Here is a 14,243-nt window from a genome sequence, read left to right as displayed (position 1 = left end):
GGCGCTCCATGGCGTCGAGGAGGGTGAGCTGGCGGTGGAGCAGGACCTGGTTGCGGCGGGCCAGGTTGACGAAGACCTCGGACACCCCGCGCCGCCGCGGGGCCGCCGCCCGGCGGGACATGTGCCTGGGCCTCCGGCCCCGGCACATAGCCCATCGGCGGGGCCTGGCCCGCCATGGGCTGCCCGCCCGCGCCGCCCATGGCCAGGGCCGCCCCGGCCCCGCGCTCCAGCCGGTCCAGCCGTGCCTGGAGCGAGCGCTCGTCGCCGAACGCGGCGGGCAGCAGCACCCGGGCGCAGATCAGCTCCAGTTGCAGGCGCGGCGAGGTGGCGCCGCGCATCTCGGTCAGCCCCTCGTTGACCAGGTCGGCGGCGCGGCTCAGCTCGGCCGCGCCGAACACCTGGGCCTGCGCCTGCATCCGCTCGACCACATCGGCCGGGGCGTCGATCAGGCCCTTGGCGCCGGCGTCCGGCACGGCGGCCAGGATGACCAGGTCCCGCAGCCGCTCCAGCAGGTCCGCGACGAAGCGGCGGGGGTCGTGCCCGCCCTCGATGACCCGGTCGACGACCTCGAAGGCGGCCGCGCCGTCACCCGAGGCGAAGGCGTCCACGACGGAGTCGAGCAGGGCGCCGTCGGTGTACCCGAGGAGGGCGGTGGCCATGGCGTATGTCACACCGTCCGCGGCGGCGCCGGCCAGCAGCTGGTCCATCACCGACATCGAGTCACGCACCGACCCGCCGCCCGCGCGGACGACCAGCGGCATGACGCCGTCGTCCACGGGGATGCCCTCCTGGCCGCACACCTGCGTCAGGTACTCCCGGAGGGTGCCGGGGGGCACCAGCCGGAAGGGGTAGTGGTGGGTGCGCGACCGGATGGTGCCGATGACCTTCTCGGGCTCGGTCGTCGCGAAGATGAACTTCAGGTGCTCCGGGGGCTCCTCGACCACCTTCAGCAGGGCGTTGAAGCCCTGCGGGGTGACCATGTGCGCCTCGTCGATGATGTAGATCTTGTACCGGCTGCTCGCCGGGCCGAAGAACGCCTTCTCGCGCAGGTCACGGGCGTCGTCCACACCACCGTGGGAGGCGGCGTCGATCTCGATGACGTCGATCGAACCGGGGCCGTTGCGCGCCAGGTCTCGGCAGGACTGGCACTCGCCGCAGGGGGTGGGCGTGGGCCCCTGCTCGCAGTTCAGACAGCGGGCGAGGATGCGGGCACTGGTCGTCTTGCCGCAGCCGCGCGGCCCGCTGAACAGGTACGCGTGGTTGACCCGGTTGTTGCGGAGGGCCTGCTGCAGGGGGTCGGTGACATGCTCCTGCCCGATGACCTCGGCGAACGACTCGGGGCGATAGCGGCGGTACAGCGCAAGGGACGACACGCCTACGAGGTTATCGGGGCCCACCGACAACCGGCGCCGCCCTGCCCTCCCCGTGGCCGCACCCGCGAAACACAAGGGCCCCCCACGCACCCGCCAGAGCCGACCTACCCTTGCTGCCTTCCGGCCCTGGGGGAGTTCAGTCAGATAGCGCCGCGTGAGGGGCTGGGCCCCAGGCTACCCGATCCCCCGACGTGCTCGGACCCCCTCCCCACCCGCCGGAGAACGGGTTCGCGAGCACTGCTCGGAGTCATGTAATGTTTCCGGCGGAGGATTCGCCTAGAGGCCTAGGGCGCACGCTTGGAAAGCGTGTTGGGGGCAACCCCTCACGAGTTCGAATCTCGTATCCTCCGCCAGTGCCTCACCGGGCACGATGTCGAAGGGCCCCACCGTTCGCGGTGGGGCCCTTCGGCGTTGTCCGGCAGGAGAGCCCGTCAGCCCCGCACGTACTCCGCCAGGTGCTCGCCCGTGAGGGTGGAGCGGGACGCGACGAGGTCCGCGGGGGTGCCCTCGAAGACGATCCGGCCGCCGTCGTGGCCGGCGCCGGGGCCGAGGTCGACGATCCAGTCCGCGTGGGCCATCACCGCCTGGTGGTGCTCGATGACGACGACCGACTTCCCCGCGTCGACCAGCCGGTCGAGCAGGCCGAGCAGGTGCTCCACGTCGGCGAGGTGCAGACCGGTGGTCGGCTCGTCGAGGACGTAGACGCCGCCCTTCTCGCCCATGTGGGTCGCCAGCTTGAGCCGCTGGCGCTCGCCGCCCGAGAGGGTGGTGAGCGGCTGGCCGAGGGTCAGATAGCCGAGGCCGACGTCGGAGAGGTGGCCGAGGATCCGGTGCGCGGCCGGGGTGCGGGCCTCGCCGTCCGCGAAGAACTCCACCGCCTCGCTCACCGGCATCGCCAGCACCTCGCTGATGTCCTTCCCGCCCAGGCGGTGTTCGAGGACGGATGCGTCGAACCGCTTCCCCTCGCACGCCTCGCAGGTGGTCGCCACCCCGGCCATCATCGCCAGGTCCGTGTAGACGACCCCGGCGCCGTTGCAGTTGGGGCAGGCGCCCTCGGAGTTGGCGCTGAACAGCGCGGGCTTCACACCGTTGGCCTTGGCGAAGGCCTTGCGGATCGGGTCGAGGAGCCCGGTGTACGTCGCCGGGTTGGAGCGCCGGGAGCCCTTGATCGCGCCCTGGTCGATCGCCACCACGCCCTCCTCGGCGGCCACCGGGCCGTCGACCAGCGACCCGTGGATCAGGGAGCTCTTGCCGGAGCCGGCGACGCCGGTGACCACGCAGAGGACCCCGAGCGGGATGTCCACGTCGACGTCCCGCAGGTTGTTCGCGCTCGCGCCGCGGATCTCCAGCGCTCCCCTGGGGGTCCGCACCGTCTCCTTGAGGGTGGAGCGGTCGTCGAGGTGGCGGCCGGTGAGGGTGTCGCCGGCCCGCAGCCCCTCCACGGTGCCCTCGTAGCAGACCGTGCCGCCCGCCGTCCCGGCGCCGGGGCCGAGGTCGACGACGTGGTCGGCGATCGCGATCGTCTCCGGCTTGTGCTCCACGACCAGGACCGTGTTGCCCTTGTCCCGCAACCGCAGCAGCAGGTCGTTCATCCGCTGGATGTCGTGCGGGTGCAGGCCGATGGTGGGCTCGTCGAAGACATAGGTGATGTCGGTGAGCGAGGAGCCGAGGTGGCGGATCATCTTGACCCGCTGCGCCTCGCCGCCGGACAGGGTGCCCGCCGGGCGGTCCAGCGAGAGGTAGCCGAGCCCGATCTCCACGAAGGAGTCCAGGGTCCCGCCGAGCGCGGTGAGCAGCGGGGCCACCGAGGGCTCGTCCAGGCCGCGGACCCACTCGGCGAGGTCCCGGATCTCCATGGCGCAGGCGTCGGCGATGGAGATCTTCTTGATCTTCGACGAGCGGGCCCCCTCGCTGAGCCGGGTGCCCTCGCACTCGGGGCAGTCGGTGAAGGTGACCGCGCGCTCCACGAAGGCCCGGATATGGGGCTGCATCGACTCCTTGTCCTTGGACAGGAACGACTTCTGGATCTTGGGGATCAGGCCCTCGTAGGTGAGGTTGACGCCGTTGACCTTGACCTTCACCGGCTCCCGGTACAGGAAGTCCTGCATCTCCTGCTTGGTGAAGCGGCGGATCGGCTTCTCCGGGTCGAGGAAGCCGGACTGCGCGTAGAGCCCCACGGTCCAGACGTTGTCCGACTTCCAGCCGGGGATGGTGAACGCGCCCTCGGCGATGGACTTGGAGTCGTCGTAGAGCTGGGTGAGGTCGATGTCGGAGACCTTGCCCCGGCCCTCGCAGTGGGGGCACATGCCGCCGGTGCGGGAGAAGGTCGCCTTCACCGCCTTGCGGTCGCCGCGCTCGACGGTGATCGCGCCGCTGGCCCGGACCGAGGCGGTGTTGAAGGAGTAGGCGCTGGGCGGGCCGATGTGCGGCTTGCCGAGGCGGCTGAAGAGGATGCGCAGCATCGCGTTGGCGTCGGTGGCGGTGCCGACGGTGGAGCGCGGATCGCCGCCCATCCGCTGCTGGTCGACGGTGATGGCGGTGGTCAGACCGTCGAGGACGTCGACCTCGGGCCGGGCGAGGGTCGGCATGAAGCCCTGGAGGAAGGCGCTGTAGGTCTCGTTGATCAGCCGCTGGGACTCGGCGGCGATGGTGTCGAACACCAGCGAGCTCTTGCCCGAGCCGGAGACGCCGGTGAACACCGTGAGCCGGCGCTTCGGGATCTCGATGCTGACGTCCTTGAGGTTGTTCTCGCGCGCGCCGTGCACGCGGATCATCTCGTGGCTGTCGGCGGCGTGCGCGGACGGCTGCGCGCCCGTCCTCTTGGCCCTGCTCATCGTCTCTCCCTCTGTCCGGACGGGACCTCCGGCTTGCCCGCGTCCTGTCCGGACGGGGCCGGTCCGGCGGCCCGCGCCCGTGCCACACGGCTCGATGCGACCGGCTTCGAGCAGTATGTCGCGCCACCCGCCGCGGGGGCTTCTCGAATCCTGATCGCGCTCCTCCGGGGTCCGGACCGCGTTCCTCCGGGTCGTGACCGCGCCGCCCGGGGCCGCCGTGACCGCGCTCCCCGGGGCTCGCGCCTTTACTACGGACTCCGCCGTTCCGGCCCCGCTGTGTCCGCGAACGTCCGGAAACACCCGTTGGGGACCGCGATTCCGGCCATTGACCGCGGGCCGGGCCGCGGAAGCCAACCCCGCGCCCCGCTCCGGCCTCTCAGAGGCCGGAGGGAGCCGCGTGACCGCATCGGCTGGGCCGCTGTTCCTCCTCCGTCCCGTCACGTACTGGGAGAACGAGGAAGATGACCAGATCCCACAAGGCTCGTATCGGCCGCGCCGCGATCGCCGGGGGTGCGGCGATCGCGGTCGCCGCGGGCGTGATCGCCGCCGCGCCCGAGGCCAAGCAGGCCGCCGGACCGAAGCTCGGCCTGATCGCCGCGACTCCGTCGGTGACCCTCGACTCGTGGAAGGAGGACCCCGGCGTCTACCTGGACCTCGGCACCTATGTCACCGCCGAGAACGGGCCCCTGGAGCTGAAGGTGACCCGCAAGTCCTACAAGGACCCGGTGGTCGCACAGCAGATCGTCCGCCAGGGGAAGAAGACCACCACGAAGACCCTGCCCAAGGGGACCGTGAAGGACTTCGGCGGGCTGCCCGGCTTCACCGAGATCACGATGACCGACGCGAAGGGCAAGCAGGTCCTGAAGCGTCAGGAGTCCTTCTGCCCGAACAACGCCTCCGGCCGGGTGCGCCCGGACGCGCCGAGCACCTCCAAGTACCCGGAGAGCTGCCCGGTGAACCCGTTCACCCTCGGCTCGGTGTGGGGCGTGGAGAAGGGCTGGGCGTCCAACACCTACGCGGGCTTCTACGCCTCCCCGGTGGCCGTGAAGCCCGGCAAGTACACGGCCAAGGTGTCCGTCACCAAGCGCTACCGCGACCTGTTCGGCATCGCCGACAAGCCGCAGACCATCAAGGTGACCGTCCGCGAGCGCAGCTTCGAAGACCAAGGCCGCGACGGCGGTCTTGGAACCCGGGCCGCGGACAAGCACGGCGACCACCACGCGGCCGGGCACGGCGACGGCGCGGCCCACGGCGGCCACGCCCAGGGCAAGGCGTCGGACAAGGCGGCGGACAAGGCGGGCACGGCCTCGGGCCACGCCGCCCACGCCGAGGGCGGCCACACCGCCGCGCACCCCGAGGGCCACCCCGCCGTGCGCGCCGAGGCCCCGGAGGCCCCGACGACCGGCGCGGCGCCCACGTACAACGTCGGCCACGGCCCCTACGCGCCCGCCCCGCCGGCGCTCTCCTGGGCCGCCAAGAAGGCCGGCCTGCGCACCGCGCAGAAGCTCGGCGACGGCCCGGGCCGCACCGACGGCTCCCGCCTCGCGCCCGCTCTCAAGGCCAACGCCGCGCCGCCCAAGGGCAAGGCGAAGGTGCCCGACGTCCCCAAGCCCGACCTGCGGTCGCTGCCCGCCTACGGCATCGGCATCGGCGAGGGCTTCGACGAGGCCCCGGGCAAGGACTACCTGTCCTTCAGCGCCAACGTGTGGAACGCCGGCCCCGCGCAGCTCGTCGTCGACGGCTTCCGCAAGCCCGGCAAGGACAAGATGGACGCGTACCAGTACTTCTACGACGCCAAGGGCAAGCAGGTCGGCTACACGCCCACCGGCACCATGGAGTGGGACCCGCGTCCGGGCCACGAGCACTGGCACTTCACCGACTTCGCCAGCTACCGGCTGCTGAAGGCGGACAAGAAGGAGGCCGTGCGCAGCGGCAAGGAGGCGTTCTGCCTGGCCAACACGGACGCCGTCGACTACACGGTGAAGAACGCCAACTGGCACCCGCAGAACACCGACCTGTCCACCGCGTGCGGCCAGGAGAACTCGATCTCCGTGCGTGAGGTCCTGGACGTCGGCTCGGGCGACACCTACACCCAGGACCTGCCCGGCCAGTCCTTCGACATCACCGACCTCCCCAACGGCACGTACTGGATCCAGGTGCTCGCCAACCCGGAGAAGCGCCTCAAGGAGACCAACCTCAACAACAACAGCGCCCTGCGCAAGATCGTCCTCGGCGGCACCAAGGGCGCCCGGACGGTGAAGGTCCCGGCGCACGACCTCGTCGACGCCAACTGACGCGGAGCGGCACCGCGGTACCTCGCCGGGAGCACCGGCACCCCCAGGGGACGGCCCCCGGAACCACGACCGGTTCCGGGGGCCGTCCGCTTGCGCGCGCACCTGCGACAAGGGCCGTGCACGACCCTTGTCGATACATGAACGCATCGGATACGTTCACGCATCGACAAGGGGGTCACGTCACGATGAACACCGGTACCGGAACCGGAACCGACACCGAGCCGGACGCCGACACCGCGCCCGCCCCCCGCCGGGTCACCGCGCGCCGCGCCAGGACCCGGCGGCGGATGCTCGACGCCGCGCTGGAGGTCTTCGCGGAGGAGGGCTTCGGCCGCTCCACCGTGGAGCAGGTCTGCGAGCGGGCCGGCTACACCCGGGGCGCCTTCTACTCCAACTTCTCCTCCCTCGACGAGCTGTTCCTCGCCATGTGGGAGGAGCGCTCGCGGCGGATGCTCGCCGATGTCCGCGAGGCGCTGGCCACGGCGTCGTCCGCCGCCCCCGAGGAGACGATCCGGGCGGCGGTCGCGGCGATCCCCGTCGACGACGCCTGGTACCGAGTGACCGCCGAGTTCACCGCGCACGCCCTGCGCAACCGCTCGCTGCGCCGGGTGATGGCCGCCCGGGAGCAGGCGATCCTCGACACGATCCTGCCGGTCGTGGTCGACGCCCTCGCCCGCACCGGCCGGCGCGTCCCGGACGAGACCGCCCTCGGCCAGGCCCTGGTCGCCGTGCACGACGGCACCTCGGTGCAGGTCCTGCTGGAACCCGGGAGCGAGACCCCCCGCCTGCGGCGCGAGGCGCTCTTCGGGGCCGTACTGAACGCGTACAGCACCCCGATCACCGAGGAGGCACTGTGAGCAGCGAGGACGCCGACGTCATCGTCGTGGGCGCGGGACTGGCCGGGCTGGTCGCCGTATACGAGCTGACCCGCGCCGGGAAGCGCGTGGTCGTGGTCGACCAGGAGAACGAGGCCAACCTCGGCGGCCAGGCCTTCTGGTCGCTGGGCGGGCTCTTCCTGGTGGACAGCCCCGAGCAGCGCCGGATGGGCATCAAGGACTCCGCCGAGCTCGCCCTCGCCGACTGGCTCGGCTCGGCCGGCTTCGACCGGGAGCGCGAGGACCACTGGCCGCGCCGGTGGGCCGAGGCGTACGTCGACTTCGCCGCCGGGGAGAAGCGGGACTATCTGCACCGGCTGGGGCTGCGGGTGATGCCCACCGTCGGCTGGGCCGAGCGCGGGGCGGGCGCGGCCTTTGGGCACGGCAACTCGGTGCCCCGCTTCCACATCACCTGGGGCACCGGCCCCGAGGTGGTGCGCGTGTTCCGGGAGCCGGTCCTCGCGGCGGCGGCCCGCGGGCTGGTCACCTTCCGGCACCGGCACCGGGTGGACGGCCTGATCGTCGAGAACGGCGCCGCGGTCGGGGTGCGCGGCACCGTGCTGGAGCCCGCCGCCGAGCCGCGCGGTGTCGCCTCCTCCCGTACGCTGGCGGGTGAGTTCGAGCTGCGCGCGCAGGCCGTGGTCGTCACCTCCGGCGGGATCGGCGGCAACCAGGAGCTGGTCCGGAAGAACTGGCCCGCGGACCGCCTCGGAACCCCCCCGGCCTCGATGATCACGGGCGTGCCGGCGTACGTCGACGGCCGGATGCTGGAGATCACCGAGGACGCGGGCGGCTCGATCGTCAACCGCGACCGGATGTGGCACTACACCGAGGGCGTCCGCAACTGGGACCCGATCTGGCCCGACCACGCCATCCGGATCATCCCCGGCCCCTCCTCCCTCTGGCTGGACGCGACCGGCCGGCGGCTCCCGGTGCCGCTCTACCCGGGCCACGACACCCTCGCGACCCTGAAGCACATCACCGCCACCGGGTACGACTACTCGTGGTTCGTGCTCACCCGGGAGATCGTGGAGAAGGAGTTCGCGCTCTCCGGCTCCGAGCAGAACCCGGACGTCACGGGCAAGGACCTGAAGCTCGTCCTGTCCCGGGCGAAGAAGGGCGCGCCCGGCCCGGTGCAGGCCTTCCTCGACAAGGGCGAGGACTTCGTGGTCCGGCGCACGCTCAAGGAGCTGGTGGACGGGATGAACGCCGTCGCGCCCGGCCCGGAGCTGGACTTCGCGCAGGTCGAGCGGGAGATCACGGCCCGCGACCGCGAGGTGGGCAACGCCTACTCCAAGGACTTCCAGCTGATGTCGATCGCCAACGCCCGCGCGTACTGGCCCGACAAGCTCACCCGCGTCGCCAAGCCGCACCGGCTGCTCGACCCGGCGCACGGGCCGCTGATCGCCGTCCGCCTCCACCTGCTGACCCGCAAGACCCTCGGCGGCCTGGAGACCACCCTGAACTCGCAGGTGGTCCGCCCCGACGGCGAACCCTTCGAGGGGCTGTACGCGGCGGGCGAGGTGGCCGGCTTCGGCGGCGGCGGGGTGCACGGCTACAACGCCCTGGAGGGCACCTTCCTCGGCGGCTGCGTCTTCTCCGGCCGGGCCGCGGGCCGGGCGCTGGCGAGGAGGCTCGGATGAGCGCACCCGCACAGGGACCGGGGACCGCGCTGGTCACCGGCGCCTCCTCCGGCATCGGCGCGGCCGTCGCCGCCGCCCTGGTCGCCCGCGGCTACCGGGTCCACGGAACCAGCCGCCGGCCGGAGGCGGTCACCGACCGGATCCCCGGCGTGGAGTACCTGGCCCTCGACCTCACCGACGAGGCGTCGATCGAGGCGTGCGCGGCGGCGGCCGGGGAGGTGGACGTCCTCGTCAACAACGCGGGCGAGAGCCAGAACGGGCCGCTGGAGGAACTCCCCCTGGAGGCCCTGGAACGGCTGTTCCGGCTGAACGTCTTCGGCGCGGTCCGCCTCACCCAGCTCCTGCTCCCCGGCATGCGCGCCCGCCGCCGCGGCCGGGTGGTCATGGTCGGCTCCATGCTGGCCAGCTTCCCGCTCGCGTACCGCTCCTCGTACGTCGCCTCCAAGGCCGCGCTCCGGGGCTTCGCCACCTCCCTGCGGCGCGAGGTCTCCCCGTACGGCATCGGGGTGACGACGGTGGAGCCCGGCGCGATCAGCACCGGCATCAGCGAGCGCCGCACCGAGTACGTCGCCGAGGACTCCCCCTTCCTCGGCGAGTACCGCACCATGCTCGCGGCGCTCAACGCCAACGAGGCGAAGGGCACCCCGCCCGAGCGGGTGGCCGCCACCGTCCTCCGGGCGATCGAGTCCCCCCGCCCCCGCCCCCTCTACGCGGTCGGCAGCAACGCGCCCCTCGCCTTCGCCCTCCGCCGGGTGCTGCCCCGCTCGGCCGTGGAACGGATGACGGCCCGCCGCCACGGCCTGCGCTGACACCGGGGGCCGGGGACTCCGCCGGGCCCGGTCGAGAAAACCTCCGGCGCGTCGTCGAGACGGCGCCCCCGGCTCCGACGTCCCCTGTGAGAGCCGCCCGCGAGAGGCGGCCCACAGAGGACGAGGAGCGGAACCATGAAGTACCTGGTGATGATTCAGGGGACGCAGGCCGACGCCGACGCCATGGGCGGCAAGCCCTCGCCCGGCGCCCCGGCGTGGAGCGAGGAGGAGGTCCAGGCGATGTTCTCCTTCATGGGGTCCCTCAACAACGACCTGGCCGAGTCCGGGGAACTGGTCGAGGGGCAGGGCCTGGCCGAGCCCCGGCAGGCCCGGCACGTGCTGTCCGGCCGGGACGGCCGGCCGGTGGTCACCGACGGCCCGTACGGGGAGACGAAGGAGGTGCTGGCCGGCTACTGGGTGCTCGACTGCGAGAGCCTGGAGCGGGTGACCGAGATCGCCGCCCGGATCACCCGGTGCCCCGTGCCCGCGGGGACCACCGAGTACCCGGTGGTCATCCGGCAGATCATGGGCGGCCCGGACCAGGACTGCGACCCGTCCGGCGGGTCCCGCGGATGACCCCGCCCGCCGTGCCCGTCGGGGACCTGCTGCGCACCCACGCGCCGCAGGTCCTCGGCGCGCTGGTGCGGCGCTACGGCCACTTCGACCAGGCCGAGGACGCCGTGCAGGAGGCGCTGCTCGCCGCCGCGCGGCAGTGGCCGGAGGCGGGCGTGCCGGACAACCCGCGCGGCTGGCTGATCCGGGTCGCCTCCCGCCGACTGGTGGACCTGCTGCGCGCCGAGGAGTCCCGCCGGCGGCGGGAGGAGACGGCGGCCCGGCTCGATCCGGGGGACGCCTTCACCGCCCCGCCCCCGGGCGAGGGCCGGGCGCCGGCCGAGGCCGACACCCTGACCCTCCTCTTCCTCTGCTGCCACCCCGATCTGGCCCCCGCCGCGCAGGTGGCGCTCACCCTGCGCGCGGTGGGCGGTCTGACCACGGCGGAGATCGCCCGCGCGCACCTGGTCCCGGAGGCGACCATGGCCCAGCGGATCAGCCGGGCCAAGCGCCGGATCGCGGGGACGCCGTTCCGCCCGCCCGGGCCCGGCGACCGCGACGAGCGGCTCGCCGCCGTCCTCCAGGTCCTCTACCTGATCTTCAACGAGGGGTACACGGCCACCTCGGGCGCCCGGCTGCACCGCGCCGACCTCGCCCGCGAGGCGATCCGGCTGACCCGCGCGGTGCGCGCGCTGCTGCCGCGCGAGGGCGCGGTGACCGGCCTGCTGGCCCTGATGCTGCTCACCGAGGCCCGGAGCCCGGCGCGCACCGGCCCGCACGGGGAGCTGATCCCCCTGGACGAGCAGGACCGCGGCCGCTGGCTGCGCGGGATGATCGACGAGGGGACGGCCCTGGTCGAGGAGGCCCTGTCCGAGGGCCCGGCCGGGCCCTACCAGCTCCAGGCGGCCGTGGCCGCGCTGCACGACGAGGCGCCGTCGGCGGGGGAGACCGACTGGCCGCAGATCCTCGCGCTCTACGACGTGCTGGTCGCGCGCTTCCCGGAGCCGATGGCCCGGCTCGGCCGGGCGGTGGCCCTCGCCATGGTGGACGGGCCGCGGGCCGGGCTGGCCGAGGTCGACCGGCTGGCACCGGAGCTGAGGGGCCATCACCGGCTGGACGCGGTCCGGGCCCATCTGCTGGAACGGGCGGGCGACCGGGCCGCGGCGGCGGAGGCGTACCGCTCGGCGGCGGCGGGCACCCTGAGCACCCCCGAGGCGCGCTATCTGCGGATGCGGGCGGCCCGGCTGAGCACCTGAGCGAGCAGGGCCCCTCCGCCAGCCCGCCACGCTGGCGGGCCCCGCACCCCGGGGTGATCATCAAAGGCATGGATGCCACGATTCACCTCGCCCAGCAGCCCGAGGCCGACGAGCTGCTCGGCCGCAGCGCCCTCGCCGCGCTCGTCGGCATGCTGCTCGACCAGCAGATCCCCATGGAGTGGGCGTTCACCGGCCCGTACACGGTGGCGCAGCGGCTCGGCACCGACGACCTCGACGCCGCGCAGATCGCCGACTACGACCCGGACGCGTTCAGCGAACTGCTCCGGCGCAAACCCGCCGTGCACCGCTACCCCGCCTCCATGGCCAAGCGGGTGCAGGAGCTGTGCCGCCACCTCGTCGACGAGTACGACGGCGACGCGAGCGCGGTGTGGCGGGACGTGTCCACCGGCCGGGAACTCCTGGCCCGGCTGAAGGCCCTGCCCGGCTTCGGCGAGCAGAAGGCGCAGATCTTCCTCGCCCTGCTGGGCAAGCAGTACGGCGTGACGCCCGAGGGCTGGCGCGAGGCGGCCGGCGCGTACGGCGAGAAGGACTCCTACCGCTCGGCGGCGGACATCACCGGGCCGGAGTCACTGGCCCGGGTCCGCGCGTACAAGCAGGAGAAGAAGGCCGCGGCGAAGGCGGCGAAGGGGCGTCCGAAGAAGGAGAGTTAGCGCACGAACGTTCCTCTTCGGCCAGGTCCCGGGGGATGGGCCCCGCCGCTGCGAAGTCCTCCGGCCGAAGGGCCCTCCGCGCCGGACGAAGATCTCGTCCGGGTGTCAATGACATGAAATACGCCGCCAGTTGTGGCACAAGTGTTCACAGAACCCGTGTGAGATCGCTAGCTTCCTCAGGAGGTGTCCGGCGGATCTTGGCCGGGGCCACGACGTCTGGCACGGCACCTCGCCGCGTTGCCGGAACGCCTGAATAGCTCCGCTATGAAGGCATCCCGGCGCCTTGCGATGCACCACACCAGACGCCGCGTCCTGTCCGGCCCTGATCCGCCGGACACCTCCCAGACCCTCGTTCGCATCGGGAAGGACCTCTGTGAACGCATCCCATCGCAGAGCCGTGGCCGCCGTGGCCGCAGCCGCACTCGCGACCCCGCTCCTGCTGGCATCCGCCTCCCCTTCCGCCGCGCACCGCCACCAGCCCGCCGACCGGGCGGCCAAGGACGCGGCGAAGCTGGCCAAGAAGCTGGTCGCCAAGGCGTCCGCCGACGACGCCTTCAAGCACCTGAAGAAGTTCCAGCAGATAGCGGACTCCACCGGCGGCCACCGCGCCGCCGGCTCGCTCGGGCACGACGCCTCGGCCGCGTACGTGTACCAGCAGATGAAGAAGTACGGCTACGACGTCTCGTACCAGAAGTTCGAGTTCATCTACACCGAGACGCTGGCCGAGAAGCTGTCCGTCACCTCGCCCGCGCCGCGCGACATCGACATCACGGCGATGACGTACACCAAGTCCACCCCGGTGGGCGGCCTGAAGGCGCAGCTCGCCGCCGTGCCGGTGGACGACACCACCGGCTGCGAGGCCGGCGACTACGCCTCGGGGACGTTCACCGGCAAGATCGCGCTGATCAAGCGCGGCGGCTGCACCTTCGCCGAGAAGCAGGCCGCCGCCGCCACCGCGGGCGCGGCCGGCGCGATCGTCTACAACAACACCGAGGGCGTGCTCTCCGGCACCCTCGGGGACGCCGCCGCCGGGAAGATCCCCACGGGCGGACTCACCCAGGCCGAGGGCGAGAAGCTCGCCGCCGACCTGGCGAAGGGCCCGGTCGAGGTCTCCTTCGAGATCCGCCAGCTCCAGGAGAAGCGCACCACCAACAACGTGATCGCCGAGACCCGCCGCGGCAACGCGGCCAACACCGTGGTCCTCGGCGCCCACCTGGACTCGGTCACCGAGGGCCCCGGCATCAACGACAACGGCTCCGGCTCGGCCGGACTGCTGGAGGTCGCCGAGGAGCTGGCCAAGAAGGAGAAGAGCCCCGCCAACAAGGTGCGCTTCGCCTGGTGGTCCGCGGAGGAGAACGGCCTGCTCGGCTCCGAGCACTACGTCGCCAACCTCTCCTCGCTGGGCAAGAAGGAGATCAAGCTCTACCTGAACTTCGACATGATCGCCTCCCCCAACTACGGGATCTTCGTCTACGACGGCGACGACTCCGACGGCGTCGGCGCGGGCCCCGGCCCGGCCGGTTCCGCGCAGCTGGAGCGGGACATCAACGACTACCTCGACCGCCGGGGCATCCCGCACGAGGGCACCGACTTCACCGGCCGCTCGGACTACGGCCCGTTCATCGAGGTCGGCATCCCCTCCGGCGGCACCTTCACCGGCGCCGAGGGCATCAAGACCGAGGCCCAGGCGAAGAAGTTCGGCGGCACGGCGGGCGTCGCGTACGACCCGAACTACCACGCGGCCGGCGACGACCTGCGCAACATCAACAAGAAGGCGCTCGGCATCAACCTGGGCATCATCGCCAACGCCGTGGGCACCTACGCGCACGACATCAGCTCGCTCCGCAAGCCCGTCACCTCCGTCCCCACCGACGGCGACGCGGGCAGCGGCGGCGGTCTGCACGACGGTCACGACCACGAGGTGACCGAGTAACAC

General features: G+C 72.5%; 10 protein-coding genes, 1 tRNA gene and 1 other RNA gene. 9 read left to right on the top strand and 3 right to left on the bottom strand.

What is annotated here, in order from left to right; genetic code table 11:
- Together ABZ457_RS01675 and ffs are read right to left on the bottom strand one after the other, a co-directional pair.
- Positions 1 to 1,373: DNA polymerase III subunit gamma and tau (locus ABZ457_RS01675; RefSeq protein ID WP_359152662.1), on the bottom strand; the 1,373-nt coding region annotated here is incomplete at its 3' end.
- A gap of 71 nt (positions 1,374 to 1,444) precedes the next feature.
- An RNA gene (gene ffs / locus ABZ457_RS01670) (signal recognition particle sRNA small type) lies at positions 1,445 to 1,539 on the bottom strand.
- A 99-nt stretch (positions 1,540 to 1,638) separates the two neighbouring features.
- Between ffs and ABZ457_RS01665 the strand changes: the two genes are divergently transcribed.
- Positions 1,639 to 1,726: transfer RNA gene (locus ABZ457_RS01665), tRNA-Ser, on the top strand.
- Between the two features lie 78 nt (positions 1,727 to 1,804).
- Here the strand turns inward: ABZ457_RS01665 and ABZ457_RS01660 are convergent.
- A complete protein-coding gene (locus ABZ457_RS01660; RefSeq protein WP_359152660.1) occupies positions 1,805 to 4,207 on the bottom strand; it encodes an excinuclease ABC subunit UvrA in 2,403 nt (800 codons plus the stop codon).
- Between the two features lie 461 nt (positions 4,208 to 4,668).
- Between ABZ457_RS01660 and ABZ457_RS01655 the strand changes: the two genes are divergently transcribed.
- The 8 genes from ABZ457_RS01655 (at position 4,669) to ABZ457_RS01620 (ending at position 14,240) form a co-directional block, all read left to right on the top strand.
- A complete protein-coding gene (locus tag ABZ457_RS01655) occupies positions 4,669 to 6,501 on the top strand; it encodes a lysyl oxidase family protein (RefSeq protein WP_359152658.1) in 1,833 nt (610 codons plus the stop codon).
- Positions 6,502 to 6,686: 185 nt separating this feature from the next.
- A complete protein-coding gene (locus ABZ457_RS01650) occupies positions 6,687 to 7,358 on the top strand; it encodes a TetR/AcrR family transcriptional regulator (protein ID WP_359152656.1) in 672 nt (223 codons plus the stop codon).
- Positions 7,355 to 9,019, top strand: a complete 1,665-nt coding sequence (locus tag ABZ457_RS01645; protein ID WP_359152654.1) for an FAD-binding dehydrogenase — start codon at positions 7,355 to 7,357, stop codon at positions 9,017 to 9,019. Before ABZ457_RS01650 ends, ABZ457_RS01645 begins: the two co-directional genes overlap by 4 nt.
- Complete coding sequence (locus tag ABZ457_RS01640; protein WP_359152652.1) at positions 9,016 to 9,828, top strand: SDR family NAD(P)-dependent oxidoreductase; 813 nt, start codon at positions 9,016 to 9,018, stop codon at positions 9,826 to 9,828. The genes ABZ457_RS01645 and ABZ457_RS01640 overlap by 4 nt, the downstream gene beginning before the upstream one ends.
- A gap of 135 nt (positions 9,829 to 9,963) precedes the next feature.
- A complete protein-coding gene (locus ABZ457_RS01635) occupies positions 9,964 to 10,404 on the top strand; it encodes a YciI family protein (protein ID WP_359152650.1) in 441 nt (146 codons plus the stop codon).
- On the top strand, positions 10,401 to 11,636 hold the full coding sequence (locus ABZ457_RS01630; RefSeq protein ID WP_359152648.1) for a sigma-70 family RNA polymerase sigma factor: 1,236 nt from the start codon (positions 10,401 to 10,403) through the stop codon (positions 11,634 to 11,636). The genes ABZ457_RS01635 and ABZ457_RS01630 overlap by 4 nt, the downstream gene beginning before the upstream one ends.
- 68 nt (positions 11,637 to 11,704) lie before the next feature.
- The gene (locus ABZ457_RS01625) at positions 11,705 to 12,307 is read left to right on the top strand and encodes an HhH-GPD-type base excision DNA repair protein (RefSeq protein ID WP_359152646.1); all 603 of its coding nucleotides are present in this window, start codon (positions 11,705 to 11,707) and stop codon (positions 12,305 to 12,307) included.
- A gap of 397 nt (positions 12,308 to 12,704) precedes the next feature.
- Positions 12,705 to 14,240, top strand: coding sequence for a M28 family metallopeptidase (locus tag ABZ457_RS01620; RefSeq protein WP_359152704.1), 1,536 nt, complete (start codon positions 12,705 to 12,707; stop codon positions 14,238 to 14,240).
- Positions 14,241 to 14,243 lie beyond the last annotated feature (3 nt).

Origin of the sequence: Streptomyces sp. NPDC005805 (genome assembly GCF_040630445.1) — a bacterium.
Taxonomy (GTDB): domain Bacteria; phylum Actinomycetota; class Actinomycetes; order Streptomycetales; family Streptomycetaceae; genus Streptomyces.
The sequence above is the reverse complement of the archived record's forward strand: the minus strand, read 5'-3'. Positions and strand labels throughout refer to the sequence as shown.

Coding starts and splice junctions, on each gene's coding strand:
- ABZ457_RS01660 (WP_359152660.1), bottom strand. CDS start 4,207: ATGAGCAGGGCCAAGAGGACGGGCGCGCAGCCGTCCGCGCACGCCGCC.
- ABZ457_RS01655 (WP_359152658.1), top strand. CDS start 4,669: ATGACCAGATCCCACAAGGCTCGTATCGGCCGCGCCGCGATCGCCGGG.
- ABZ457_RS01650 (WP_359152656.1), top strand. CDS start 6,687: ATGAACACCGGTACCGGAACCGGAACCGACACCGAGCCGGACGCCGAC.
- ABZ457_RS01640 (WP_359152652.1), top strand. CDS start 9,016: ATGAGCGCACCCGCACAGGGACCGGGGACCGCGCTGGTCACCGGCGCC.
- ABZ457_RS01635 (WP_359152650.1), top strand. CDS start 9,964: ATGAAGTACCTGGTGATGATTCAGGGGACGCAGGCCGACGCCGACGCC.
- ABZ457_RS01630 (WP_359152648.1), top strand. CDS start 10,401: ATGACCCCGCCCGCCGTGCCCGTCGGGGACCTGCTGCGCACCCACGCG.
- ABZ457_RS01625 (WP_359152646.1), top strand. CDS start 11,705: ATGGATGCCACGATTCACCTCGCCCAGCAGCCCGAGGCCGACGAGCTG.